25 protein-coding genes are annotated in these 26,972 nt (G+C 45.4%); 8 read left to right on the top strand and 17 right to left on the bottom strand.

The window, feature by feature from the left end:
- The first annotated feature begins 121 nt into the window (after positions 1-121).
- Both F941_RS04000 and F941_RS03995 read left to right on the top strand, forming a co-directional pair.
- Complete coding sequence (locus F941_RS04000; protein ID WP_005008121.1) at positions 122-1,045, top strand: alpha/beta hydrolase family protein; 924 nt, start codon at positions 122-124, stop codon at positions 1,043-1,045.
- On the top strand, positions 1,032-1,610 hold the full coding sequence (locus tag F941_RS03995; protein WP_005008120.1) for a TetR/AcrR family transcriptional regulator: 579 nt from the start codon (positions 1,032-1,034) through the stop codon (positions 1,608-1,610). Before F941_RS04000 ends, F941_RS03995 begins: the two co-directional genes overlap by 14 nt.
- Here the strand turns inward: F941_RS03995 and F941_RS03990 are convergent.
- Positions 1,603-2,082: a hypothetical protein gene (locus F941_RS03990; protein WP_005008119.1), complete on the bottom strand. Its 480-nt coding sequence runs from the start codon at positions 2,080-2,082 to the stop codon at positions 1,603-1,605. The two genes, F941_RS03995 and F941_RS03990, sit on opposite strands and share 8 nt — an antisense overlap.
- Positions 2,083-2,429: 347 nt before the next feature.
- On the opposite strand from F941_RS03990, the gene F941_RS03985 reads away from it, so the two are divergent.
- Complete coding sequence (locus tag F941_RS03985) at positions 2,430-2,882, top strand: GNAT family N-acetyltransferase (RefSeq protein WP_005008117.1); 453 nt, start codon at positions 2,430-2,432, stop codon at positions 2,880-2,882.
- 34 nt (positions 2,883-2,916) lie between these two features.
- Here F941_RS03985 and F941_RS03980 read toward each other — a convergent pair whose 3' ends face one another.
- The 6 genes from F941_RS03980 to F941_RS03955 all read right to left on the bottom strand — a co-directional run bounded on the left by F941_RS03980 (position 2,917) and on the right by F941_RS03955 (position 8,988).
- A complete protein-coding gene (locus F941_RS03980) occupies positions 2,917-4,776 on the bottom strand; it encodes a sensor domain-containing diguanylate cyclase (protein ID WP_005008115.1) in 1,860 nt (619 codons plus the stop codon).
- Positions 4,777-4,900: 124 nt separating this feature from the next.
- Positions 4,901-5,239 (bottom strand): FKBP-type peptidyl-prolyl cis-trans isomerase, encoded by a 339-nt coding sequence (locus F941_RS03975; protein ID WP_005008114.1) that lies wholly within the window; start codon positions 5,237-5,239, stop codon positions 4,901-4,903.
- Between the two features lie 100 nt (positions 5,240-5,339).
- On the bottom strand, positions 5,340-5,972 hold the full coding sequence (locus F941_RS03970; RefSeq protein ID WP_005008113.1) for an MgtC/SapB family protein: 633 nt from the start codon (positions 5,970-5,972) through the stop codon (positions 5,340-5,342).
- A 124-nt stretch (positions 5,973-6,096) separates the two neighbouring features.
- Complete coding sequence (locus tag F941_RS03965; protein WP_005008112.1) at positions 6,097-6,627, bottom strand: YaeQ family protein; 531 nt, start codon at positions 6,625-6,627, stop codon at positions 6,097-6,099.
- A gap of 347 nt (positions 6,628-6,974) precedes the next feature.
- Positions 6,975-7,658 carry a tetratricopeptide repeat protein gene (locus tag F941_RS03960; protein WP_005008110.1) on the bottom strand — a complete coding sequence of 228 codons (684 nt, stop codon included), beginning with the start codon at positions 7,656-7,658 and terminating at the stop codon, positions 6,975-6,977.
- 319 nt (positions 7,659-7,977) lie between these two features.
- Positions 7,978-8,988: a CobW family GTP-binding protein gene (locus F941_RS03955; protein ID WP_026253291.1), complete on the bottom strand. Its 1,011-nt coding sequence runs from the start codon at positions 8,986-8,988 to the stop codon at positions 7,978-7,980.
- A 576-nt stretch (positions 8,989-9,564) separates the two neighbouring features.
- Here F941_RS03955 and F941_RS03950 point away from each other — a divergent pair.
- Positions 9,565-9,789 (top strand): hypothetical protein, encoded by a 225-nt coding sequence (locus F941_RS03950; protein ID WP_005008107.1) that lies wholly within the window; start codon positions 9,565-9,567, stop codon positions 9,787-9,789.
- 334 nt (positions 9,790-10,123) lie between these two features.
- Positions 10,124-11,731, top strand: a complete 1,608-nt coding sequence (locus tag F941_RS03945) for a bifunctional 3-(3-hydroxy-phenyl)propionate/3-hydroxycinnamic acid hydroxylase (protein WP_005008105.1) — start codon at positions 10,124-10,126, stop codon at positions 11,729-11,731.
- Between the two features lie 183 nt (positions 11,732-11,914).
- Here F941_RS03945 and F941_RS03940 read toward each other — a convergent pair whose 3' ends face one another.
- The 4 genes from F941_RS03940 to F941_RS03925 form a co-directional block, all read right to left on the bottom strand.
- Positions 11,915-12,523: a glutathione S-transferase family protein gene (locus tag F941_RS03940; protein WP_005008103.1), complete on the bottom strand. Its 609-nt coding sequence runs from the start codon at positions 12,521-12,523 to the stop codon at positions 11,915-11,917.
- A 142-nt stretch (positions 12,524-12,665) separates the two neighbouring features.
- Positions 12,666-13,559: a LysR substrate-binding domain-containing protein gene (locus tag F941_RS03935; protein ID WP_005008101.1), complete on the bottom strand. Its 894-nt coding sequence runs from the start codon at positions 13,557-13,559 to the stop codon at positions 12,666-12,668.
- 12 nt (positions 13,560-13,571) lie between these two features.
- Positions 13,572-14,783 carry an MFS transporter gene (locus F941_RS03930; protein WP_005008100.1) on the bottom strand — a complete coding sequence of 404 codons (1,212 nt, stop codon included), beginning with the start codon at positions 14,781-14,783 and terminating at the stop codon, positions 13,572-13,574.
- Positions 14,780-15,400 carry a TetR/AcrR family transcriptional regulator gene (locus tag F941_RS03925; protein ID WP_005008099.1) on the bottom strand — a complete coding sequence of 207 codons (621 nt, stop codon included), beginning with the start codon at positions 15,398-15,400 and terminating at the stop codon, positions 14,780-14,782. The genes F941_RS03930 and F941_RS03925 overlap by 4 nt, the downstream gene beginning before the upstream one ends.
- A gap of 225 nt (positions 15,401-15,625) precedes the next feature.
- Between F941_RS03925 and F941_RS03920 the strand changes: the two genes are divergently transcribed.
- On the top strand, positions 15,626-15,970 hold the full coding sequence (locus F941_RS03920; RefSeq protein ID WP_005008098.1) for a hypothetical protein: 345 nt from the start codon (positions 15,626-15,628) through the stop codon (positions 15,968-15,970).
- 42 nt (positions 15,971-16,012) lie between these two features.
- Here the strand turns inward: F941_RS03920 and F941_RS03915 are convergent, their stop codons facing one another.
- The 5 genes from F941_RS03915 to F941_RS03890 all read right to left on the bottom strand — a co-directional run bounded on the left by F941_RS03915 (position 16,013) and on the right by F941_RS03890 (position 21,927).
- Complete coding sequence (locus F941_RS03915; protein WP_005008097.1) at positions 16,013-16,534, bottom strand: acyl-CoA thioesterase; 522 nt, start codon at positions 16,532-16,534, stop codon at positions 16,013-16,015.
- A gap of 296 nt (positions 16,535-16,830) precedes the next feature.
- Positions 16,831-17,013 (bottom strand): hypothetical protein, encoded by a 183-nt coding sequence (locus F941_RS03910; RefSeq protein WP_005008096.1) that lies wholly within the window; start codon positions 17,011-17,013, stop codon positions 16,831-16,833.
- Between the two features lie 385 nt (positions 17,014-17,398).
- The gene (locus F941_RS03900; protein WP_005008095.1) at positions 17,399-18,424 is read right to left on the bottom strand and encodes a patatin-like phospholipase family protein; all 1,026 of its coding nucleotides are present in this window, start codon (positions 18,422-18,424) and stop codon (positions 17,399-17,401) included.
- 505 nt (positions 18,425-18,929) lie between these two features.
- On the bottom strand, positions 18,930-20,171 hold the full coding sequence (gene gltS / locus F941_RS03895; RefSeq protein WP_005008092.1) for a sodium/glutamate symporter: 1,242 nt from the start codon (positions 20,169-20,171) through the stop codon (positions 18,930-18,932).
- 457 nt (positions 20,172-20,628) lie between these two features.
- Positions 20,629-21,927 carry a DcaP family trimeric outer membrane transporter gene (locus tag F941_RS03890; protein ID WP_005008090.1) on the bottom strand — a complete coding sequence of 433 codons (1,299 nt, stop codon included), beginning with the start codon at positions 21,925-21,927 and terminating at the stop codon, positions 20,629-20,631.
- 684 nt (positions 21,928-22,611) lie between these two features.
- On the opposite strand from F941_RS03890, the gene F941_RS03885 reads away from it, so the two are divergent.
- Entirely contained in the window at positions 22,612-23,316 is a 705-nt protein-coding gene (locus tag F941_RS03885; RefSeq protein ID WP_005008088.1) for a nitroreductase, read from the top strand.
- Positions 23,317-23,427: 111 nt separating this feature from the next.
- Here the strand turns inward: F941_RS03885 and F941_RS03880 are convergent, their stop codons facing one another.
- The gene (locus tag F941_RS03880) at positions 23,428-24,630 is read right to left on the bottom strand and encodes a multidrug effflux MFS transporter (protein ID WP_018572381.1); all 1,203 of its coding nucleotides are present in this window, start codon (positions 24,628-24,630) and stop codon (positions 23,428-23,430) included.
- Between the two features lie 140 nt (positions 24,631-24,770).
- Here F941_RS03880 and yccS point away from each other — a divergent pair, with 140 nt between their 5' ends.
- Positions 24,771-26,945 (top strand): YccS family putative transporter, encoded by a 2,175-nt coding sequence (yccS, locus tag F941_RS03875; RefSeq protein WP_005008083.1) that lies wholly within the window; start codon positions 24,771-24,773, stop codon positions 26,943-26,945.
- Positions 26,946-26,972: the final 27 nt, after the last annotated feature.

Below are 26,972 nucleotides of genomic sequence, written 5' to 3'. Positions count from 1 at the left end.
TGGCTGAATGGCTGAATGGCTGAATGGCTGAATGGCTGAATGGCTGAATGGCTGAAGAATAGCGGGCCCATACAGGCCTTACCGAAAAATGCGAAAATATTTAAAAACAAAGAAGTAAAAAATGAGCGAAAGCACCCACATGACGCCGTCAAAAGCACAGGCTGAAATTCAATCCAGCACAATTGCATTTACCGCTGCAGACGGCTATCCGCTATCCGGCCTGCTGTATGCGCCGCCAGAACCGCATGCGAGCATTGTGGTCTCCAGCGCTACAGGCGTGCCGCAAGGCTTCTACCGCCGTTTTGCAGAATATGCCGCGCAGCACGGCTTTCAAGTGCTGACTTTCGATTACCGCGGCATTGGCGCTTCATCGCCGCAAAGCCTGAAAGGCTTCCGCATGTCGTATTTAGACTGGGGACGCCATGACCTCAGCAGCGCCATTGATGTTTTAGCGAAAGACGGCTTGCCGATTTATATGATTGGGCATTCCTACGGCGGCCAGGCGCTGGGCCTCACCCGCAATCATCATTTGGTCAAGGCCATGCAATGCTATGGCACAGGCGCTGGCTGGCATGGCTATATGCCGCTGAAAGAGAAAATTAAAGTTCAGGTGATTTGGAATATTGTCTTTCCGCCGCTGGTCGCCCTAACCGGTTACCTGCCGTGGAGCAAGCTGAATATGGGCGCAGACTTGCCTATAGATGTCTACCGCCAATGGCGCAAATGGTGCAAAAATCCGACCTATTTTTTTGCAGACCCCGAACAGCGTGCCCTGAAAACTCAGTATGCGCAAGTGAAAAGCCCTATTTTTGCTGTGGCGGCTTTAGACGATGATTGGGCGCTGCCTGCTTCACGCCATGCTTTTATGCAGTATTACCGCAATGCACCTATGCAGTTTATTGATATGCAGGCACAAGATTACGGCATGCAAGCCATTGGCCATATGGGCTATTTCCGCAAAGGCGCAGAGAAAATCTGGGATCAGGCGCTGCATCAATTCAAAACCATGCACACTTTGGAAAGCGCAAAGCATGCGTCCGCGTAAGCTCAGCCGCGAACAGCTCCTGCTGCAGTCGGCATTGTGCTTTAAACAGCATGGCTATACAGGCGCCAGTGTCAGCATGCTGGCGCAGGCCTGCGGATTAAGCAAAGCAGCGTTTTACTATGATTTCAGCAGCAAAGACGCGCTGCTGTATGAAATTTTAGATACCACGCATCAGCAGCTGCGCAGCGGAATCTTTCTGCAGCTGCGCCAGACGCACAGCAATCTGACAGCCGCCTATAGGCAAATACACGCCAATGCAGAGTATTTTTTCAGTTTTGGCGGCATGGGCTGTTTGGCGGGCATTCTCAGTGCAGAACAGCCTAATTTGCCGGAGATGATTCAAAAAAAGCTGATCGACGTTTTTCAGGACTGGGAGCAGGCCTTTTTTACCTTCTTCTGCCAATGCATGCACGAAACGCAAGCGCAGATTTGGGCAAAGCTGTCTGTTGCCGATTATGAAGGCGCTATTTTAATGTCCCGCATTCGGCCTGAAGCAGGCTATTTAGGCTTGCTGCAGCAGCGGATTCTCAGCCAGCTGAACAGCTGCAATCGCGTACTCAGCTAAAGCGGCCCTGCGTCCGGATATCATGCTTATGCTCTTCGCCGAAGCGGTCAACATGCGCATAAAACACACCGTATTTCCCAACATAATATTCCAAAGACTGGTCGTAAAACGTCCAATAAATGGACCATTCACCCAAATCCATTTTACGGATTTGGGTTTTTGAACTGACAGGCATTTTGCGGAAAACCTCAGCCTGCACCTGCGCTGCATCGGCGATATCATGCCATTCTCCTCCCTCCATGAACAGTGCAGCAATATCATCAAACAGCTGCTGCTCATAGGCATCGACGACGGCCACGGCATCTCCGCTACGTTCAGCAGCAGCGGTATCGGTCACGCTGGCGCGTTTTTCAGGCGCCTGATATTTACGCCACTTTTGACTCATTTTGTGTGTTTTATAAATTTTAAAGCCGATTACCCAAGCCACAGTAATCACAATCACGACGCATAGCATCAATAACAGTTTGACCATAACTGAATCCCCGCAACAGTTTAATTTTATATTTTTATAAATTATAACATGGCAAACTTGAATGTTTTTTAAACAATTTCAATACATGACTGAAACCGTTTTGATACCTAAGCGTGCTTTCAGGGACAGGCTTAACTTAAAACCGCCCAATGGATTCAAACGCAGCAATGTGATTTGAATCACTTTATGATTTAAGCCATTAAAACACTGAAACAAAACTGAGATAAAACTCCATCATTGCACAGCAGATGCTTCAGAAACGCATCATAAAGCAACATAATTCAACTTTCTAAAAGTGGATTTATCTTTTGAAATGTACCGACTTTTTCAATTCGATAAGAACAATTATGATACGCAAATCAAGGATTGAAGATATTCCCGAAATCATACGGGTCATCCACGAAAGCGTCCGCTCCTGCATTCAAGACCATCAGCGCAATGAAAGTGAGATTCAAATATGGCTGGAAAAAACCAATCAGTCCAGCCTGCTGCTTGGAATGCTTTACAATGACAGCTGGGTATATCTTGAGCAGGAGCAGATTGCCGGCTTTATTCTTGTGAATGATCATGGAAAAATTCTGCTGAATTACATTCGTCCTGAACTGCAGCAGCAAGGCATTGGCACAGCATTGCTGATGAATATGATTGACTGCCTGCGCGAAAAGAACATTGCTCAAATCACTCTGAACAGCACGCATACGGCACTGCCCTTTTACAAAAAATGCGGCTTTCAGCACCATCAGCCGCGGCAAGATGAAGCTGGCGCGGCGCTTACCCATTTGGTTAAATATTTGGCTTAACTGAATTGAATCTGCAGCACGCTCTGAGATTGATTTAGGCGGCTTTCAGCTGATCACGCCCCGCCTGCTTCGCTTCATATAATTTTTCATCTGCTGCCTTCATTAAGGCATGAATATCCTTATAATGCTGCTCCCGGTCCATGCACGCCATACCCATGCTGACAGTCACGAAGTTTTTATGGTCACCGCGCTTGCAATGCTCAAATTGCGCCAAACGGATCGCATTCATGACTTTATCCATCAGATCGACTGAAACCTGCAGCGGCACATTTTGCATCACAATAGCGAACTCTTCGCCGCCATAGCGGGCCAAAAAAGCCGAAGCCGGCAAAGTTTTCGCAATGACCTGCACCAGCTGCTTGAGAATTTCATCGCCTTTCAAATGCCCATAATAATCATTGTAGTTTTTAAAATAATCCACATCCAGCATCGCGAACATTAAGGTGCCGTGCGGCAGGCGTTTGGCTTCAGAAAAGCGCTCCTGAATTTCATCATTCAGCGCACGGCGGTTATAGGCGCCAGTCAGCGCATCCACTTTCACCTGATGTTCAAGTTTTGCATTCAGCTCATGCAGCTGCTCCGTCCGCGATTTCACCTTCTGATCCAGCAGCGCATTCAATTCCATCAAATTGTTATTCAGCTGCTCTGTATGATAGGTCTGATAGGCATAGTTGCGTGACTGCTGAAACATAATCAGCAAGGCATACAGGCTGGTCGAGACAAAGGATAAATTCACCGAATCAACCCAATTCATCAGCAGCATGAAATCATTTAAGAAGGTCACGCATAGAAAAATGACCGCGCATAGATTCAGGACAGAATAGGATTCCTTTAACTTGAGGGTCTGATAAAAACCATAAATAAAATTGGCCAGCACAAATAGGCTGAACACTGAACAGTACAGCGCCAGGCGCTCAAAAACTTCAGGCTGCGCAACCAGCGTCACCCCAATATTCAGCCCCAGCAGCAGCATGGCGATTTGATAAATCAAACGGTGCAGATAGCGCGCATTCAGCAGGTGAATATAGCTGATGAAAAACACCACCGTAAAATACGTAAACAAGTATTCTAAGCGCGTGCCCCACAGCCAATTGATTTCCGTCACTGCCGTATAGGCATAGGGCGCAGAGAAAAAGTTGTGCAGCGCCAAAAACACAATAAAAATACCAAAGACAAAAATGCTTTTACTGTTGCGCTGTGTCGAACCGCGGAACACTGAAAATAGGATGGTAAACAGGCCTACCCCCAGTACAACCCCGCAGATGACGGAAACGCTCATCATCAGCTGCTGGAACTGGCGGTTGATGGTTTTCGATAAGCCTATCCGCATCGGGTTTTCTAAGCCGCCATGCAGGCTGGAAAAGTTTGAGGCTTGAATCGCTAAGGTGAAATATTCTTTTTCAGCAACAAAATAGGCAATTCTAGGGGCATTTTCGGAAACTTGGGTATCGGGCGAAGTTCCAACTTCGCCCAAGCGCATGAGAAAGTCACCATTCAGATAAACCCGGTATGCCCCGTATTGATTTGGAATTTTGATGGCAATGCGGCGCCCGGTGAATTCTTTCGGGATTTTGAAGTAGCCGACAAATGTGCCGTAATTTTCATTGCTGCCGGTCAATTCTTTAAATGACGCTGGCAAAAAGACAGGCTGTGCAGCCAATATGGCGCTGGATTCAGTTAAGAAATGCCGCGGATAAAACAGCCATTGCCCGGGCAGCTGGGTACTGCTGTTTTCTGTGAATTGCACATCATTAATGCTGTCTCGGTATTTTTCATAAAAAGATGCTGGTACAGGCTCATATTGAGCAAACACAGCAGTTTGCCCAAAAACAATGACACAGCTCAGCAGCAGTAATCCCTGAAAAATACGGATTGCATCATGCAAATAACGCAAGGCGTTTTGTTCCCTTTATCGACATAAAATTCAATGTAAAATGAAACTCGATGATTTCCAAATTTTTTTTTTATTTTTTGATCAACAGCATCCTTGCCGGTCAATTTTTGATGCAGATTAAAGATTAATCACGCGTTTTCACATCAAATAATTCAATTTCAAAAATCAAATTTGAGTTTGCTGGAATAATATTGCCCATTTTGCGTGAGCCATAGCCCAAATGCGCAGGCACAATCAGTTTGCGCTTGCCGCCGACTTTCATGCCCATAATCCCCTGATCCCAGCCCTTAATGACACGGCCAGTGCCAATGACCGTTTCAAAATAATTGCCGCGGTCAATCGATGAATCGAATTTGGTGCCGTCTTCCAGCCAGCCGGTGTAATGCGTTGTAATTAACGCGCCCTTAACGGCTTCTTTGCCTTCACCGATTTTTAAATCAATAATTTCCAATTCGTTTGACATCTTCATACACCTCAAATAAAGCTTTACCGTGCTGCATTATAAACCGCTGCCGGCGAAAGTCTGCGGTTTTCTGCGCCGTTTGGCTAAAAGCCCCACCTCGTTAAAAGCTGAGTTCCATAATGCTGGCATCATCCAGCAAGTACTCGGTCAGCTTGCGGTGATTTTCTGCGGTGCCGATCAGCACCCAGCGCCCTGTGATTTTATGTTCTGTTTTATGCTGCGTATTGCGGATCACGTGCATATCAAAGGTTTTGAATAATTCTTCGTATTTATCCAGTGTTTCCTGACGGTATGGACAGACTATGCGGTATGTCCGCGCCTGATGCAGCTGCTCTATGCGCTCCTGCACGTAAATCAGCATCACCAGCACAATCATCACAATAAATGCGGCAAACAGGCTCAGCACAATATAGCCGGCGCCTACCGCCATGCCAAGGGCCGCTGTCATCCAAATCGTGGTCGCGGTGGTAATGCCTGAAATGCGGTTTTCGTCTTTAAAAATAACCCCAGCCCCTAGAAAGCCGAGGCCCGTTAAAATATTGGCGGCTAAGCGGTCAGGGTTTTCAACGCCGATTTTCAGCGACAATATCGTAAATAAGCATGAGCTGAGGCTGACCATAATCATAGTGCGAAGGCCCGCTGATTTGCTGCGGTATTCCCGCTCTGCGCCTATTACCGCGCCTATCCCTAACGCAATCAGCAGATGGATGAGATCCAGATAATCCGCGTACATGCCGCTGCACCCTTATAATGATGTTCTGATCCAGATATACCCAGCTTTAGGGCAAAGATGCAAGCCTTGCCTGCATCTTTTTGGGGATCTCATTTTGTTCTCATGCACAGTGGCAGCAGCAAAATTACTGCAGCTGCTCCCACTCAATGACGGCCTGAGCATTATCGCCAATCAGCGTCCACTCACCGTCCATGACATTCAGCTGCAGCTGCATGGTGCGTTCGCATAACGCCTGAATCGCTTCTGTCGTCGCCAGAGACAGTTTCCAAATTTCAAGATTCTTTAACGTTTTCAGCTTGCTGTTGCGCTTATACCATTCATCGACAGCAGTGCCATAAGTCACAATCGCCACTTGGCTACAGCGCGCGCAGGCTTTTTTCACTTTGTCTTCATCTGGGCTGCCGACTTCAATCCACTTCACCAGCTGACCCGTCAGGTCTTTTTCCCACAATGCCGGTTCATCGGTTTCAAATAAGTCCTTGGTAAATTCCAGCGCTTCATCCGCGTAGCGCGCGTACGCTAAAATGCGCACCATCAGGCGTTCAATGGTTTCAGATGGATGCTGCGCCATAGTCAGCTGGTAATCACCGTACTGATGCACGTCCATATTGGCAATGTTCAAATCTGCTTTATAAATTGTCGCTTTCAGCGCCATGATCAAGTCCTCGAATTTGGCGCTTAGCATACCCCATTTAAAACGCCTTGAGGCATTTTGGCGAAGTTTTGAATCAGTGGAAAAGTTAAATAATTACTCGGGATAACAATATGTGGACAACAGCCTGCATCAAAAATATAAGCGCCTCTGGGCATCAATGCGTATTCTTATTTTACTGGGTAGCTAATCCCACAAATAAATGAACAGAGATTCCTATCCCATTTGGACACTTCTATTTGAGACTTACATAGGAATTTTGTATAAGAGATTTTATGTTAAATCAGTGATCAAAAGCCCCATGAATCGGGCCTTTCGTATAACGCGTATTATGTTAATTTTAGAATAACTTAAAGTTCTGCGAGCACTAATTTCGCTTGTGAGTGCCCATTACTAGCGGCTTTTCTATACCACTCAAATGCCTTTTTATCATCTTTTTCTATACCTTGACCATTCTGATACAGTGATCCAAGATTATACTGTGCCTGAACATTACCTTGATTAGCCGCCTTGCTATACCATTCAAATGCTTTTTCATAATTTTGTACAACACCTTGGCCATTGTCATACATCAAGGCAAGGTTAGTCTGTGCTAGATCATCTCCCTGTATAGCTGATTTTTCATACCACTCAAATGCCTTTTTATTATCTTGCGCTACACCCTGGCCGCGATAGTACATAAACCCAAGGGTATTTTGTGCCATCGCAAATCCTTGATTCGCTACTAAACTGTATAGTCCAAATGCTTTTTGATCATCTTTTTTTACACCTTGACCATTCTGATACAGCAGCCCAAGATTATACTGCGCCATTGCAAACCCTTGATTAGCTGCCTTGCTATACCATTCAAATGCTTTTTCATAATTCTGTATAACACCTTCGCCATTGTCATACATCCATCCAAGGTTATATTGTGCCAACACATCACCATTTTCAGCTTCTCTTAATAAATCATCTGAGAACGTTGGATTTGCTAAGATTTCCATGGAAAAGACCAACCCAAAAGTAATAGCGATAAGTTTGAAAAATTTCATTTTCTGCCTTTGAATCGAAATAATATTTAATTCGTTAGATTATTAATAATACTTTATAAGCATGGAAATTTAGATGTATTTAACATAATGGTCGTTATACGAAATGCTTGAAATTTTCCTATAAGCATCAATATTTTAGTCAAAGCCGTTCCAGTAAACAGCGCACTGGAACGGCTTTTTTGTGATTATTCACGTTTCACGCTTATTATTTATACAATGCTCAACTACTTTATGTAGTCTCATTAAAACTCTAACGTAAAAAATTGTGCAAATGAATGATAACGCTATAGCTGCATCATAAATAACCCTTAACTGAAGGTTATTTTGTCTCTTGATCCACACGGCAGTTCATCAGCAAAGTTTCAAACTCCAGCCAAGAACGCTCCTGCTGATAAATAATTTCCAAACGGTTATCAATGCTTTCTTCAGCACTCTGATAGTTAAACTGTTCAGGATTAAAATTGAAGCTTTTCCAGCCTTGGCTGGTCTGGAAAATGCCTTTGATACGCAGCCAATCCTGCTGTTCACACAGCAAATCCAGCAAATCGTAAAAATCAAAGGTCCAGCGCTTCGGCATTTTCCAGCCCGCTACACTGTAGCCCTGCGCGCTTTCGACATAATGATACGGCAGCTGCTTAATTTCCGGCCGCGCCTCATCATCGCGCATCTGCTTTTGCACTTGCAGCAAAGGCTGTATTTTCCGTGCAGCGCCAGCATAGGGCAAATCAATATCGGACAGCGCCAGCTCACCCATTGCGGTTTTCAGCCAAATCTGCTGATAGGGCTGATATTCGGCCTGCAATGCGGCTAAAGCCTGTTCATCGGCTTCAGTCATGCCGTCTGCATGAGACACCGCGACAACTTTCGCGGCTTTCAGCTGATCTGCATACAGGTTTTGCTTGCTCCAGGCCACATCATGTAGCCGGGAACCATCCACGACAGTAACCAGCGCGCGCATCTTCAAGTGCTGCAGCCAATGCGGTTCAGTCAGCTGTTCCAGCAGCTGCGCCGGATGCCCCAGCCCTGTCGGCTCAATGAATAAACGGTCTGGCTTCGCTTCCGACAGTAAGCGCGACAGCGCAATCTGCATCGGCATCTGGCTGCTGCAGCACAGGCATCCGCCCAGCAGCTCCTTGACAGCATAGCCCTGATCCTGAGGCAGCAGCTGCTGATCAACGCCAATTTGGCCAAACTCATTCATCAGCACCGCCCATACCTCATGTTCCGGTTTTTGGCTCAGCAAATGCTTCAGCAGCGTGGTTTTACCTGCGCCTAAAAAGCCGGAAATAATATGAACGGGGATAGCCTGTGATGCTGTAACGAGCTTCAAAAGATCACCTGCAAAAGAATATGTAAGTGGGCACATTGTATAGCCGGATGCCGCCGCCCTTGCAAGTCCATTTGCTAGATTGATCTTTGTCGCATCTCTTGAGCGCCTGAGCCGTGATTGCTTGCTGTTTTTTAGCCTGAAGAGCGGCATCAAGGCCTATGGGATAAAAATCCGAATGGAGATCGGAATGAAACACCAAAACCTGTCATTAATTGACTGAAATGACATATTGCTTTGCGGTTGGGCTTAATCTGCAATGAAGTGTTACATTTATTTTGCGCTTTTTCAGCGCGCTATTTTCTGCAAATCTCCTTCTGTGTAACTGCGCTGTAACGCTAAAAGCCTCTGATGCATATTATTGAAATAATTACATACATTTTAAGCGCTTATTTCAATTTTTATTTTACATAAATCAACAATTTTTTGAGTATTACAGCGTTTTTGTAACGCATATTGCCGTCTTTTGCTGCAATCATTGCCTGCTGCGGTTTCGGCTCTTAGCATGGGCACTCGTTCAAATCGAGCGTGATGCTCAATATGAGCGGATGACTAAAATATACAATTAAGGATGCCATCATGAAATTAACGCAAATTTTACTTGCTACAACTTTCGCTGCAGTCACTGCAACTTCTTTTGCTGCTTCAAATGCTCAATCGTCACCTGTTCAAGAAGAACAAAAAGTTGTGGTCAGTACACAAGAACAGCCCGTTGCCGCTGAAGACGCTGCAGCAAGCTCGAGTGCAGCTCAACCTGCTTCTGAAGCAAATGTGGGCGCTGCGCCGGCACAGCCTGCGCAATAAAATCGCAAGGCCTTATCAATCAGCGGCTATATTTGAGCTGACCGCAGCTCAACATTGTTTTTCAATGTTTTAGCCTAAAAACAGCACCGGAGCCCTTTTCTAAGCGCTTCGGTTTTTTATACTGCAGATTAAGGCAATGATAGTTATTAATGATCGATGAATCATCAAAGCTTATTAAAAGAATTAAACTTAATAATTAATAATCAATATCTTAATAAAACAAATACCGCCCTTCGGTATAATATTCTTCTATCCCATCTACTTAGGCATAGCTTGTCTCATCCCCCTAATTCACCGTTAATAAGCTCAATGCGTAAGAATTGGATGTTTGCACATGAGCAATAAAGCGAATTACACGGCTGAAGTCGCTATTTTGGGCGCTGGCCCAGTCGGCCTAACGATTGCGAACTATTTAAGTAAGCAAGGCGTTCAAGTGACCATCATTGAACAGCTGGACAGTTTAATTGATTACCCGCGTGCAATTGGTATTGATGATGAATCATTGCGCACCATTCAGTCTTTAGGCTTGGTGGATCAGGTTTTACCGCATACCACACCCAACCACGCCATGCGCTTTTTAACCCCTAAAGGCCGCTGCTTTGCAGACATTCAGCCTTTAACCCGCGAATTCGGCTTCTCACGCCGCAACGCGTTTATTCAGCCGCAAGTCGACAATGTGCTGCTTGATGGCTTGAAGCAATACGACAAAACTGAAGTGCTGTTTTCACGCAATCTGACTGAGTTTCATCAGGATGCGTCGGGTGTCACCCTAAGCATTACCGATAAAGCGGGTGAAGCAGAAACAGTCAAAGCGCAGTACTTAATTGCCTGTGATGGCGGCAATTCTATTGTCCGCCGTACCCTAAACATTGCCTTTGACGGCGAAACAGCGCCGAACCAATGGATCGTCATTGACATCGACAATGACCCATTGGCCACACCGCATATTTACTTATGCTGTGACCCTGTGCGTCCATATGTTTCTGCTGCTTTGCCTCACGGCATCCGCCGCTTTGAATTCATGGTGATGCCGGGTGAAACTCAAGAAGAACTCAGCAAGCCGGAAAACATTGCAAAATTACTGTCTAAAGTGATGCCAACGACTGACGGCATTGATGTGATCCGTCAGCGTGTCTATACCCACAATGCGCGTATTGCGGACAAATTCCGTGTCGACCGTATTCTGCTTGCCGGTGATGCGGCCCACATCATGCCAGTATGGCAAGGCCAAGGCTACAACAGCGGCATGCGTGACGCTTTCAACTTGGCATGGAAAGTGGCTTTGGTGGTGCAAGGCAAAGCGGGTACTGAATTGCTGGATTCTTACCAAGTCGAACGTAAAGACCATGCCAAAGCCATGATTGACCTGTCTGTGATGGCTGGCCACGTGCTCGCGCCGCCTAAAAAATGGCAAGGTTTTGTGCGTGACGGTATTGCCTATGCCTTGAACTATATCAAGCCTATCAAGCAGTACCTGCTGGAAATGCGCTTCAAGCCAATGCCGAAATACCATGATGGCGCTTTAGTCACCAATAGCGCTAAAGATTCGCCAGTCGGCAAAATGTTTATTCAGCCGGAAGTAAAATTAGCTACGGGCGAAACTGTGCTTTTGGATGAAGTGATTGGCAATGACTTTGCATTGATTGCTTGGGGTGTAGACCCGCAGTGGGGCTTGTCAGATGCAGCCATCAAACAATGGAAAAAGCTGGGTGTTAAATTCATTCAAGTGATTCCAGCGGTGCAGTTCAACAATGCCAACCGCAAGCAGCCTGAAGGCGTGATCACCATTGGCGACATTGGCACGGACATCCGTACATGGTTCGGAAAAACCTCTGAATCTGTTGTCGTTCTGCGCCCTGACCGTTTTGTGGCAGCGCTCGCCATTCCGCAGACTTTAGACACTGTCAGCCAAAAACTGTTTACTAAACTTCACGTCAAGTAAGAACGTTACACCTATAAAAATTAAAATTTCTGAATATTCAGAGGCCTGACCACGCACTATGCGTGGTCTTTTTTATAGGGTCTGTTTTCCATCCCATAAAGACCAATGACTCATGATGAAAACCGCAATATTGATAAATAAATCTCACTTCGCTTTCTGATTTGGCAAGCACTAAATTCATCATTACAGCTTTTGCAGCCAGTCAACATCCTGTACTGAATCGCGCTTTTTCACCCGCTGAATGAAAGGATCAAACTCGTCCAAATACGGCAGAATTTTAAATTGCACCGCATAGGCAATCCAATAGGCCAAATACAAATCCGCAGCCGTAAATTTTTCACCCGTCAAATAAGGATTGGCCTGCTTCATGCCCTGCTTTAAAAATGCGAAAACAGCATCTTCATTGCCCATACTCAGCGCAGATCGGCATTTTTCGATTTGCGCTTCCGGCACCTGCAGATATTTGATATCCATATATTCAGTCATTGGCCCGTGACAAAAAAACAGCCACTTCAAATATTCGCCGCGCATCGGATCATTCAACGCTGGCGCTAGGCCTTTTTCATGATATTTATCCGCCAAATAGGCATAGATCGCCGCGGTTTCGCTGATGACGGCCGGCCCATCCACCAGACACGGCACTTTGCCCATTGGGTTAATTTTTAAATATTCGGCATCATGAATTTTGGCATAATCCACTTCAACCATTTCAATGTCATTTTCTATGCCCAGCTCTTTAAATAAAGGCAGCAGCGTGTTTCCGCGAGATTGTTTATTGCTGTAGTATTTCATTGAAATATTGTTCCTCTGCCGTTTCTTTTTAGAGTATAAAATGCAGAAAATTTAATCTGTATGAATTTATTATTTTGTCCAGTACAGCATCTTCAAATAAAAAAGCCAGTCTTTCGACTGGCCTCAGTTCATCAATTGCTTGTTAAAAAAATCCCATATAAAACTGCTCTTTCAGCACTTTCAAAATCAGCTCAATTGCTTCATTTTTCTTGTCTTTACGGTAGCTGGCGTACAGCCCAATCATCGGCAGCGGCTCAATAGTGCTTTTCACCACAATTTTATCGCCCAGCAGCGGAATCACATAAGACGGCACCAAACTCCAGCCCACGCCCATGCCCACCAAATTCACATTCAGCAAAATATTGGTCGAATACTGCACCACATTGACATTTAATTTAGACTGCTTGAAAAACTCCTGAATAATGCGGAACAATTCTGGCGATGAATGCTCATCACTGACAATAAACTCCTGCTGATTGAAGCTTTTAATGCTGATATGGCGCAGCGCAGCCTCAGGACAGTCTCTCGGCATAATTAAAGCCAGCGGTTCAGTAAATACCTGCACAGACTCAATATCTGGAGCATCTTCCGCATAGCGGGTAAACGCTATGTCAATTTCCCCTTTATGCAGTGATTTGAGCTGATCCGCATCCGTCAGACTATGAAAATGGATTTTCAATTCAGGAAACTGCGCACGGATATTCGGCATAATGTAAGGAAAGACTTTCATTTCCGCCACAGGCACAAAGCCGATGTTCAGCTGCTCTTTGGTCAGATGCGCAACTTGACGCGCATCCAGTATGGCTTTTTCCGCATGCTCCAGACTCAGGCGCGCCTCTTTCAAAAAGGCTTTGCCCTCTTCCGTCAGTTCAACTTTACGGTTTGAACGCAACAGCAGCTGTACACCCACTTCCTGCTCTAAATCTTTAATCTGCTGGCTTAAAGATGGCTGCACGGTGCACATGCGCTGCGCGGCTTTGGTAAAATTCAGCTCTTCAGCAACAGCTACAAAGTAACGCAAATGTCGTAATTCCACACTGCACCTCTATCAAATGGATGTCTGAACAGGCTTCTTCAATGCCGCAGACGCCTTGTAAATAAACAGCGTTACGATCACGATGACCGCGCAGCTTAAATAGGTAAATTGATAGTCAAAGTAGGCAATGAGCAAGCCCATAATGACGGAACCGATGGCCAGGCCAATATCAAACAAAGCAAAAAACGTCGAAATGGCATGCCCCATGCGCTGCTTAGACACGGACTGTATCGCCAGTGTTTGCATGCAGGGAAATAATGAGCCGTAGCCCATGCCGATAAACACCGCGGACAGCCACAGTACCCATTGATTATCCATAAAACTGACAATGACCAAGCCAAGGGCAAATGAAATAAAGGATGGATAAATAACCGAACTTGGCCCTTTTTGATCATACCATTTGCCCACCCATGGGCGCACAGCAATCATGGATACAGCAAACACAATAAAAAATAAGCTGGCGGCGCTTAATAAATGCCGGCTGTCAGCAAATGCCGTAATAAAGCTGGTGATGCTGGAATAAGCAAAAGCCACCAACAGCGCAATCAGGCTGATTGGCAGAACCTTCACTTCGACAATATCATGCCAGCTTAGTGTCGGTTTTGGCGCATCCGCGTCTTGAACTGCTTTCGGTAATTCCTGCACCTTTAAGGTTAAACAGAATATATATCCAATGCAGGTCACAATGCTCAGCAGCGCAAACAGCGCGGTGAAGCTGGCAAACTGAATGACGGTTAATGCAATGAGCGGCCCAAAGACCACGCCCAAATTGGTCGACATGACAAAATAGCCCATGCCCTCGCCTTTACGATGTTCTGGAATAAAATCATTCACTACGGGCACATTGACTGTAGTCAAAATACTGAACCAGAAGCCATGCAAAAAACGCGCAAGCAGCAAAGACCCTAAACTGTCTATCAGCAAATAGCTGAAAGCAAACAATACAAACAGCAGCCCAGCGCCGCGCAGCGCATTTTTTTTCCCCAGCCGTTCTACAATCAGTCCTGAAAAGGGGCGAATGGCAATAGAAGACACTAAAAACAGCGTCAATGCTAAGCCGGCTTCTTTTACAGTACCGCCTAAGTCCTGCATGATGTAAATCGGCAGTACCGTGAGCATGGCAAAATAATAAATAAACAGAAACAGGTTATTGCACAGGCACAGTATGAATGCACGGTTCCACAGCTGTTCAGCAGGCGTTGGAAATTCAGGCATCCGGCTCATGCGCTGCCGCCTGCCAGTGAAGGCGTAATAAGAATTGGCTGCAGCGCCAGATGCACCAGCTGCTGAATATAGCGCTCATCGGGCATCCAGTTAAAAAAGATAATTTGATAATGGATCGGGCCGTAAAGCATATCCAGCATCAATTCAAAAGGATAATCCGCCTTAATTTCTCCGCGCGCGATGGCCAGTGCAATCAGCTTGCGGGTCTGTTCACGGCGCGGCAGCAGGTATTGTTTAAAAAATTCCCCTGCAGCCTCACGGTGTTCCGCCATTACCACCAGCAGCGCCCGCCCAACATGCTGGTTCAATGCGCTGGACAGCTTAAGCAGCTGCTGATTTAAATTGAATTCCAGAGACTGGTTAAAATCCAAATCAAAAACAGACACGGTATTTTCTTTAAAAGCTTCAAACACCAAATCCGATTTATGCTTCCACCAGCGGTAAATCGTCGACTTGCCGACGCCTGCCCGCGCGGCAATATCTTCGACTGTCAATTTGCTATAGTCACACTCCGCTAAGGCGTCATTCACGGCGCGCAAAATGCATTGCCTGCGCCTTGAGCTTTTTTCAGTTTCATTTTCTCCAGACAGTTCCAGTGCATTATTCACTGCATTCATGTGCAATCCATAGATAAATATAAAACGAAACGTATCGTTTCATATTACGCTGAATTGATGCGGTTCTCTATCCATTTCTTGCCGTCCTGAATCAAACTTTAGTTGAATACCCGGAATTGAGGCTGTTAAAATTGCAGGCGCTGATCTTCAGGCCTCCGCCCAGAAAAATCACAAATACCGAATAAAAATAATCGTGAAAAAAACAATAAATTTCAGGAAATTTCCATGTCCAAATCGGCTTTGCCTGCAGGCTTATGCATTTTACTTTTAACCGCATGCAGCGAACCGCTTCCGCAAGACAAGCGCCACTATGCAGGCACTTGGCAAAACGATGACAGCAGCACCATCTTCGAGATCAGCCCGTCAGGGCAATTGCATTACATCAAGCTTGAAATGCGCAGCAAAAAATCCATCACAGGCAAAATTCAATCCTTTCACCACAATATCATCCAAATTGGCTTTTGGCCTTTCAGTTCTGAATTCAAGGTATCTGCTGCCCCCCATCTCAGCAGCAGCGGGATCTGGAGCATGACGGTAGACGGAGAGTATTTGATCAACCGCCAGCCATAAAAAAGGCCGCCCAATGGCGGCTTTAATTGCATCAGCAGAAAATCAGCTGTGCGATGATTTTTTATAGATGCTGCATGACGGATGATGGTTTTCCTGCAGGCGCGCAATTTTACGCTGTTCAGCCGCCTCAAAACGGCAGCGCTTCCAGTCATTATTCAGATTCAGCTCTGGAATCGGTTTCGGTTTGCCGTTTTCATCCACAGCCACCATCGTGAAGTAGCAGCTGTTGGTATGGCGCACGGTGCGCTTTTGAATATTCTGCGCTTCAACGCGGATGCCGATTTCCATCGACGTGCGGCCCACATGATTTACACTGGCCAGAAATGTCACCAGCTCGCCCACATGAATCGGCTCTTTAAAATTAACCTTATCTACAGATAATGTTACGACATAACTGCCTGAGTAACGGCTGGCGCATGCATACGCTACTTGATCCAGCAGTTTTAAAATTGTTCCGCCATGCACATTGCCTGAAAAATTCGCCATATCTGGGGTCATCAGGACGGACATGTTTAATTCAGATTGGTCTTCTAATATCGGAGCAATTTGATCTAATGGGGACATCGCGTTTCTCTAGACTTTATGAAAGGACATTGATAAGTGTGATTATTATATCGGTTTTACACTCAATAAAATGTTCTATTCGGCAAAAAATTCATCACTATTATTTATAGTGATTTAGACATCATTCAAAAAAATATATAGTATTTAATTAAATGGTTGAGTATTAAGCATATTTATGAATATCTGCGCGTTTCGCGAAATCACCTCATTTTAAAGGCATGACAAAAAAATAAAGCGGCATCCATCATATCGGCCTCGATGTTCCTCATTGACCACTGCATTAAATGACGCGCATGCTAAATTTTAGGCGGGAGAATTTTCAGCATTTCGAAAGCGACGTTGTTATAGCTTAATTTCTGCTGATTGGCCAACTCAGTTTCAATACAAAAAGAGCCATCAACCTGAATGGCAGTGACAATAAAAACCTGCTGTTCCATGGCCGCCAGAGTGACTTTCTGACCAATTTTCAATGTATGCATTTGGTTTTACTCATGCTTTTATTAATTGATTTCAGCTATAAAAAGCTCGCAAAAAGTGTAGCGGGTTTACACACACAGGTAAACGGAAATCTCTGCAGTAAAAAGCTAAATAGAAAATTTATATTATACTTAATGTTTTATGAATTAATTTTAATATTAATAAATTTCAAAAACTTAACATCAATTCAAAAAACACCGCCCTGAATGCCCTGCGCCAGTTCTAAAATCTATAACTATAAAGGCTAACAGATTCATAAAAGGCGGCATTCACCAGCCGATCATATGGAAAATGTTTAAATATGCGTTGAAGTGCAGCCTAAAAAAACTGACCGCTTCAACGGTTTTTAATATCTATGCCTCAAAACAAAAATAGCAGCGCGTTCAATTATTGCTGCGCGCTGTACTGTACAGCGCCGCGTTCCAGCGGATGCTTGTGGTCTGCAAAAGTTTTAATAATGTCATTCAGCTTAAGCTCAGCAGCGGTAACCCCCGCCTGCATGGTCGCTTCACGGCCAGTGACGTCAAAGATATGCGCTTTTTCACGGATATCCGGCTGAATTACGATATCAGCCCGTTTTAATTCTTCTTTGGCCAAGTAGTACTGCATGATATTGATGTTCTGGTTAAACAGCCCCCAGACATTGCTGGTTTCGGTATGAATCGGCTGCGCTAAAATATCCACGGCAATAATAATGTCTGCCCCCAAATCCCGCGCGACATCTACCGGAACGGGGCTGACTAAACCGCCATCCACATATTCCTGATGATTTATCACTGCAGGAATAAACATGCTAGGAATAGATACCGAAGCGCGCACTGCCTGTCCCGTATTGCCAGCATTAAACACCATTTTACGGCCTTGCTGCAGTTCGGTGGCCACCACATACATTGGGGTTTTCAGCAATTCCAGCGGGGTGTTATTCACCTGCTTGTTGACATATTCCTCAACTTTTTTGCCGTCCAGTACGCCTTTTTTAGCCAGGCGGATTTCCCGCACATCATTGGGCTTCATATTCAGCGCAATTTCACGCATTTCTTCTGCATTTAGTCCCGAGGCGTACAACGTACCGACAATACTGCCCGCACTGGTGCCCACAATAAAATCCGGCTTTATGCCATTGGCTTCCAGGACCTGAATCGCGCCAATATGTGCGTAGCCCCGCGCGCCGCCGCTGCCTAAAACCAACGCAACAATTGGCCTTTTTTCTTGCTGTTTCAGTTTTTTAAAGTCAATACGGTCCTTGCCCGCATAGGCTTCAACCATATTCAGGGCAGGCGCGGCGCTTTGCTGCGCTGCCGCCGGAACTTGTTCAGCGGGTTTCGCCGCAACGGTTTGAGAAGCTGCAAGCACGACGCAAGTCAACGCAGCAAAAGCAGATTTCATTTTCACTACATAGATTCCAACATTCATTATTCGTTTTCTTTAAACTCCAACAGTCTAAAGAGATCAGATCATCACCATTGTTATGATTCGTTAAGCGGCGCCGGCACTTTCACATTTTCTGAATTCGCCATAGTCTGAAATTATAATCCAATCCGCTTTGCTTCACAGTGTTTACCAATGCACTCCAAATCACTGCTGTACATATTTGGGAGCTGTCTATTTGATCTTTTTGCATCAGTAGCTTATCTAAAGAAAAATGGCTGACAGATGATGAATATTCGCAGATCATGGCTTTGGCTCAGCATTATGGGCGGCTTTATTATTGCTTATATCCCTTATACCGCGGTATTAAGCGGTATAAGGGTATAAGCGGTATAAGCGGTATAAGCGGTATAAGCGGTATAAGCGGTATAAGCGGTATAAGCGGTCAGCCTGCCATTTAAATTGCATGGATATTCACTGCTGCATAAAAAAATACCCAAGTTTCCTTGGGTATTTTTTGAAAGCTCATTAAATTTCAAACAGTCTTCAGTTAGGCAAAGAATTTTAAAATAAATTGAATGACTGTCGCATTAATCAAGTCAACAAAAAATGCGCCGCAGAGCGGTACAATCAAGAATGCTTTGTGTGAAGGCCCATACATATTAGTAATGGCCTGCATATTGGCAACGGCTGTCGGCGTAGCGCCCATGCCAAAACCGCAATGCCCTGCTGCCAATACCGCCGCATCATAGTTTTTACCCATAACGCGGAAAGTGACAAAGGCGGCATACAGTCCCATAGTTAAGGTTTGCGCGCCCAAAATGACAACCAGCGGGCCAGCCAAGTCAGACAATTGCCACAGTTTTAAAGAAAGCAAAGCCATCGCTAAATACAGTGAAAGCGACGTATTTCCAAAAACATCAATCGCGCGGTCAAAAATTTGAATTTTAAAAATGCCTTCCAGCACATTGCGCAGAATAACGCCGCCGGCCAAAGCCCAAACAAATGTCGGCAATTCAAACATTGTTCCTTTGCTGTAGCCGGTCATAAATTCAGCAAATGCCAAACAGCCTGCAAATAAGCCCAATGTCGTAATGGCATTATCCGCCGTAATTAAGCGGACACGGTGCGGATGTTCAAATGGAACATATTCTGCAGAATTTATATCGGCCAAAGGGGTGCTGTCACTTTTTTCGATCTGTTCATTGGTGCGCGGTGTAGCCAACTTATAACGGTTAATCAGCAATTTTGCTAAAGGGCCGCCAATAATGCCGCCAATAATCAAACCGAAGGTCGCACTCGCCATGCCAAGCGCCAATGCGCCTTGGATGCCGTGCTGGGTTTCTAAAATTTCACCCCAGGCGCCTGCTGTGCCATGTCCCCCAGTCAGCGTGATAGAGCCCGCAATCAAGCCGATTAATGGATCAATACCCATGATTGTCGCCAGGCTAATGCCGACAAAATCCTGCACCACAATAAACGATGCGACAGCCACAAGGAAGATTACTAAGCCCAAGCCGCCTTCTCTCAATTTAGAAAAGTTGGCGCTTAAGCCAATAGAAGCAAAGAAGATCAGCATAAAGCTGGTTTGCAGCTGACTGCTGGTGGTAATGCTGTATCCCCAGAGCTGATGCACAGCCAGCGATAGAACAGCGGCGACTAAGCCGCCCGCAACGGGTTCAGGAATATTATAGCGTTTTAAAAAACCGATTTTATTAACGAGAAACCGCCCAAGCAATAGCACGATCACGGCAGCAATTAAGGTATAAAATGCGTTAAAAGTAAATTCCATAATAATAGTCCATGCAGGTAATGAACCAGAGCAATTAAAAACTTACTAAAATGAATAAAATCTGGCAAGGCTTAACCCAATGCCGAAATTTTATTCCAAATATTTATGCTGTGGCTCATTTGATGCTTCTCATGTAAATGACTTGCAATACCATACTCCCCTAATGGCATATGTATTGCCCAAATATTCCGCCCACTCCTAATGATTTAGACTTTTAACGGATATCCTTGTCAAATCTTTTGATCAACCATCAATATGAATAAAAGTGCGACATTATGCATAGTTTTTGTGTAAAAACTTTATTTTTTTACAATAATTCATATCAGTAGCAGTGATAGCTTTTTTATATTTATTTTCTAAAAAAATGGGGTTTGATTTATAAGCGTTAAATTCAGCCTTCTCAAATGAAAAACAGGAGCATAAAGCTCCTGTTTTTTAAGCAATTTAAAAATCCAGATTAGAAACTGTATTTAGCCATTAAGCCAACACGGTCATCGTGGTATGAGTTGCCGCCAAATGCTTTACGCTTACCATTGATGTATTCCACACCCAGTTCAACTGGTTTTACTGGTGCGTAAATAATATTCAGCCAAGCCTGTTGAACTTCTTCGTTTGCATTGCTGTTTGACACATCTTTCGCATAAGCGCTGCCGTCATCAGCAAATAACGCGCCATACGCTAAAGTTGAACGCAATTTTTCGTTGAACTTATAGGTAGCGCCGACTTGTACAGCTGTAAATTTATTTTGTTCAACACTGCCATTCACTACAGAGTATGCAGAATTTGAACCGTATAAATAGTTGCTGTTGCCTTCCGCGTATGAAACATCGCCATTCAGCTTCAATTGATCCGTCACCGCATATGATGCGCCAGCTGCAACGCCCCAAGCTGTTTCAGTTTCATTGGCAGCGTCTGACTTGTAATTTTCAACCAGTGCGCGCGCAGATGCTGAACCCTTGCCCTCAGCAAAACCTTGAGTCAGTTTAGCGGTCAAGTTCGGAACGCGGTAAGACGTATCTGCCGCAACTGTGCCTTTACTGTCACCTTCTTCAGCAGAAACAAACAATTGAGTTTGCGGCGCAAGTTTAAAATTATAGCGCACTTGCGGTAAACGCTGAGTGCCGCCGCCAATGTTGGTGCTGAAGTCAATCATTTCTGGCGCATGGCTAGACAGGAAGTTCGACGTTGTTTGACCGAATAGCCAGTTGTTGTAAGTCAAGTATGCATGACGGATACGGAAACCTTCGCTTTTCACGCTATCTGAATCAGCAAAATCCGCTTCAATTTTACCGCCGACTTTATTGTCAGCGCCTACAGGAGCGCTGAAGTCTAAGCCAATACGTGTAGTTTTTGCTGTCGCGCGCAATTTGTCTTTGGTTGCGCCAGTTGAAGTATGTACACTGCCGAAATCGTTATCTGCACCTTCAATGATGTAGTTGGCATCACCGCGGACAAAACCATAAACATTTACATCTGCACCAGCCTTAGATTTCAGCCCAGCAAGTGGCGAAACAGGCGCTGCCACAACAGCTACTGGAGCAGGACGTGTTTTGACCTGCTGAATATCAGCCTGCTGCTGTACTTGAACCTGCTGCTGCTGTTTGATCAATGCCTTCAGTTCTGCAACTTCAGCCCGCAACTGCGCAACTTCTTTTTGTTCAGCTGTGGCTGCTTGCGCAGAGTTCAGCATCAGTGCTGAAACGGCAATGGCTAAGCTGTATTGAGCTGCAGGTTTTTTAAGTTGAGCGAAATTCATATATTCTCCAGATGAATTCTAGTTTCACGCAATCATTTTCAATCCAGATGAAAATGTATTTTTTGTGACAATTTTTAAGTTTTTCCTAATTGCACATTTATACAGGAAAAATTAACCACTAGTTTGCTGATTTTACGCATTTGTAATTTATATAATGAATAAGCAATTTTGCTTAGTTTTTCACAGCAATAAATTTCAAAACGCCTAAACAGCACCATGTTCACCATTTTGCAATGGCTGCATTGTCTTGCAATAATTGGTCCTGTTGAACCGCTCCTTTTTATAAATCCATTTCATCTTCAGTATTTTTAAAATTGAGCTGATCTTCCTGACACCTCATGCTGATTATTTGAACGGACAACGCCGCGAATGACTATCTGTGCTTTAGTAGCATGCAATTGACGCTCAGCAATACGTTATTGCACAAAAGCCGGATTTACCGAGCTGTTAATCTTCATGGAAGATATAAGTTCTTGAACACGGTCATAGAATTGCACAAGACATCCATGCCGCCACTCGCCAAATACGCCAATACTATACCTTAAGGGTAAATATTTATACCTTTAGGGTATTAAAACTTTATCGCCTTTTTCACAATTCAGCAGCGAAGCTTGTTCTAAAACGCATATTAATGTTAAACATTTGAATGAAAATTTAAAAATTAAAGCAATCACAGGTAAGCATATGGACCAGCAGCTGCAGCAAGCCGTAGATCAAGTCATCACCTCGCGTCATTCTGTACGTGCGTTTTTGAACACGCCAATTGACCGCAAAACACTCAAAGAGATCCTTCAGGTGGCCAGCCGCGCTCCGTCTGGAACCAACACCCAGCCATGGCGGGTTTATGTTGTGCAGGGCCGGAAACGGGATGCCTTGACTGAAAAAGTCTGCACCGCGCAATCTGCCTTATTTTTGAACCCTGAATTGGCAAAAAAATATACAGAAACCTTTCCCTACTACCCTGAACAATGGCTTTCACCCTATATTGAGCGCCGCCGTGAAAATGGCTGGGGCTTATATGGCTTACTGAAAATTCAGAAAGGTGAAAAAGAAAAAATGGCGCAGCAGCAGCTGCGCAATTTCAAATTGTTTGATGCGCCCGTTGGGCTGTTCTTTACCGTACATAAATCTTTGGGCATTGGCGCAAAAATGGATATCGCCATGATGATTCAGAATGTCATGCTGGCAGCCAAAGCCCGCGGTTTAGATACTTGCCCGCAAGCCGCCTGGAATCACTTCCACAGCATTGTGCTCAGTGAAGTTCATGCCTCCAGCGACGAAGAACTGGTATGCGGCATGGCTTTAGGCTATGCCGATCCTGATCATATCGTAAATACCTTTATTACGCCGCGTGTCCCTGTGGAAGATTTTGCTGTATTTATTGAATAAAGGCTGGCTGACCGCATCGCAGCAAAAGGGGCCAAGCCCCTTTTTTATCTCGGATCTTTCAGCCGTTCATGGCAGGCATTCAGCAATCCTCCTGTTCCGCTTCAGGCCATTTTAAACGGCTCGTGCATTCTGAATGCTGCGAATTGCATACAGCGCCAGCACTATGAACAGCAGCATCACCGCCGCCATATTCAATAATGGGCTCCAAAACAAGAAATTCAAAATCAGTCCGCCTAACAGGCCGCAGGCAAACTGCATGCTGCCCATGACTGCACTGGCCGTTCCTGCCCGCGCACCCTGCTCAGACATTGCCAAAGCCATTGCATTTGGCCCGGTAAAGCCGATGCCGGAAACCGTCAAAAACATGCCCAGCATGACTGAAAGCATGGGCGCGTGCGGCAGCAGTCCGCCAGCGAACAAAATCATCACACCTGAAAGCTGAATATAGGCGCCCATTTTTAAACGCTGCATAACACTGGTTTTTGCCGCCAGATGCTTATTGAATGTCGAAAACAGCATAATGCCAAAGGCGTTCGCACCAAAAGCGTAAGCAAATTGCTGCTGCGTCAGCCCATAGCCATCCATTAAAACCGGCGCAGATGAACTGATATAGCAGAACAGCAAACCGCCCGAGAAGCAGCCAATAATCATCGGCAGGCGGAAGCTGGCATCTTTAAAAATTGTCGCGTACAGCAGCAGTACTTGTTTAAAGCTTAACTTTAGACGCCTGGGTGCAGGCAAAGACTCATGAAAGAAAAAGTGCACGCAGCATAGGCAGACAACACCCATCAAGCTTAATGCTGCAAACACGGCGTGCCAGCTGAAAAATTTTAAAATCCACGAACCCAGTGTTGGCGCAATAATCGGCGCGATCCCCATCACAATCATCATGCTTGAAAACGCCTGCGCAGACGCCTGCATATCCAAACGGTCCCGGATGGCTGCCCGCGCAATCACGACCCCTACGCATCCGCCTAAAGCCTGCAGGATGCGGGCAGCAATCAGGCTCCATTCATTTTGCACCATCAGGCACAGCAAACTTGCCGCAATGTACAGGCACAGTCCAAAATACAGCGGAATTTTACGGCCAATACGGTCACTGAGCGGGCCATAAATCAGCTGCCCCACGGCCAAGCCTAAAAAGTATGCAGGCAGGGTATTGGCAATCCTCTGCGTGCTGACGCCAAAATCATGCGCCATTTGCGGCAAAGCCGGCAGATACATATCAATCGACAGCGGGCCCAGCGAAGTCAGCAGCGCTAGCAGCATAATCCATGCGCTGGAATACTGCGTTTTGCTTTGTTCTGTCTGCATAGAGATATTTTCGTTTCTAAATGATGAGAATGCAGACAAGTTTACACGTGTCATAGTATTATTTCGGCATATTCAAAGTGAAAAATCACACAATTCCAATATCAGCTGACCGCTCCGCTCCAGACAGCAAAGGATAGAAATTGAACTCTTGGCTCGCACGTCTAAAACAAGCGACGTACAACACCACTTTCATGTACAACATTCGCATGATTATCGCGTTTGCGGGTACGGCTTTTGTTCCGTATTTCATCGGGCAGCAGCTGTATACAATCCCCCTCACCTTAGGGGTTGTGGCTGCAGGCTTAAGCGATATCGATGACCGCTTTTCTGTGCGGATCATGAATCTGATCTATACCTATATCGGGTTCTTTGTGACTGCAGTCTCGGTCTATCTGCTGTTCCCCTATCCAATTCTATTTGCCATTGGCTTAATTGTGTCCTGCATTGGCTGGATTTTACTGGGGTCACTGGGGCGGCGCTATGCCACGATCTCCTACGGCTGTTTAGTCATCTCTGTATATTCCATGCTTGGCGTCAGCCTTTTTGACAACTGGTATACGCAGGCAAGCTTGCTGGTCATAGGCGCGGCTTGGTACGGCTTAATTTCCACCATCAGCTTCCTGCTGTTTCCTGTACGCCAAGTGCAGGACAAACTGGCGCAGTGCTATTCGTCTTTAGCCGACTTCTTATTTGCCAAATCGAATCTATTTGATGTAGACATGACACCGGCCAGCTATCAGCAAAGCATGATTGAGCTGTCTTTAGAAAATGGAAAATTAATCACCATTTTCAACGATATGAAAACCGCCTTGCTGACCCGTTTAAAAGGTGACCGCGGCCAGCGCGATACACGGCGCAGCCTGCAGTATTATTTTGTGGCGCAGGATATTCATGAACGCGCCGATTCTGCGCATATTGACTATCAGAAGCTGTCTAAGATTTTCGAACACAGCGATATCCTATTCCGCTTTCAGCGCATTTTGTCTCTTCAGGCCAAAGCCTGCAAAGACTTAAGCAGCAGCATTCTGCAGCGCACCCCCTATAATCACAGCAAACGCTTTAAGCATGCTTTTCAAAATCTGAAATTATCCTTAGAAAAGCTCCGCGCCGAACAGCAGTATGATCAGGTTTGGGTGAATTCGCTGTTTTCACTTTATCAAAATTTAAAAGCCATCGATTCACAGCTGCGCAATGTGGAAACCGAACGCCATATGAATTTTGACAGAGCCAAACACATCGAAAATCAGCTTAAAGATGACGACTTAAAGGGCTGGGACGATATGGTCATTCGCATCAAACAGCATCTGACGCCCGAATCGGTCTTGTTCCGCCATGCCGTTCGGGTCTCTTTGGTGCTGTTTATTGGCTATATTTTTGTGCAGCTGACCGACATTCAATACGGCTACTGGATTCTGCTGACCGCCTTATTTGTCAGCCAGCCGAACTTTAACGCCACCAAGCGCCGCCTATATTTGCGGATTATCGGAACCTTAATCGGCATTATTTTAGGCTATGCGATTTTGTATTTTATCCCTTCGATTGAAGGCCAGCTGCTGCTGCTGATCCTCAGCGGCGTGCTGTTTTTTGAATTGCGAAGCAAACAGTATGCGCAAGCCACAGCCTTCATCACAATCTTGGCGATGATCAACTTCAATTTAGACGGCCTGGGTTTTGCTGCGGCCATGCCGCGCATGATTGATACGCTGATTGGCTGCGCTTTAGCCTGGTTTGGCGTCAGCTTTATTTTCCCGGACTGGAAATTCCGCCGCCTGCCGCGCACCATCAAGCGCTCTTTACAGGCGCAATGCGATTACTTGTCAGAAGTGGTTGAGCAATACAAGCATGGCCGCAACAATGGCTTGAATTACCGCGTAGTGCGCCGCGCAGCGCACAATACCGATGCCGACGTCGCCTCTTTAATTTCCACACTGGCGACCGAGCCGGATTTTGATCCTGCGCAAAAAGCTCAAGCTTTTGAATTCCTCTGTTTGAATCACACCTTTATCAGCTATATTGCCGCCTTGGGCGCGCACCGTGAAAAAATTCAGGATCAGGAAGTTTTAAATCTGCTGGACAAAGCTTTGGATGATATTCAAGGTGCGCTTTTGCGTGATGAAGTGCCGGACTTAACCGCAACCAATATGCTGCAGGCTATCCGCCAGCGCTTATCGCAAAACAATGATGATGATCAGAAATCATTGATCATTTTGCAGCAGCTGTCATTAATGTTCAGTATTTTGGATCAAATCAGCCATTTGAAGCAGAATTTAAGCCATGACCATGACCCGCATGCAACCGAATTGGCTTCTTTATAATTTGGCTGAATTTGGAACAATATACTC

It is taken from the genome of Acinetobacter bouvetii DSM 14964 = CIP 107468 (assembly GCF_000368865.1).
Lineage (GTDB): Bacteria > Pseudomonadota > Gammaproteobacteria > Pseudomonadales > Moraxellaceae > Acinetobacter > Acinetobacter bouvetii.
Note: the sequence above shows the minus strand (reverse complement) of the source record. Positions and strands in the feature narration are given on the sequence as shown.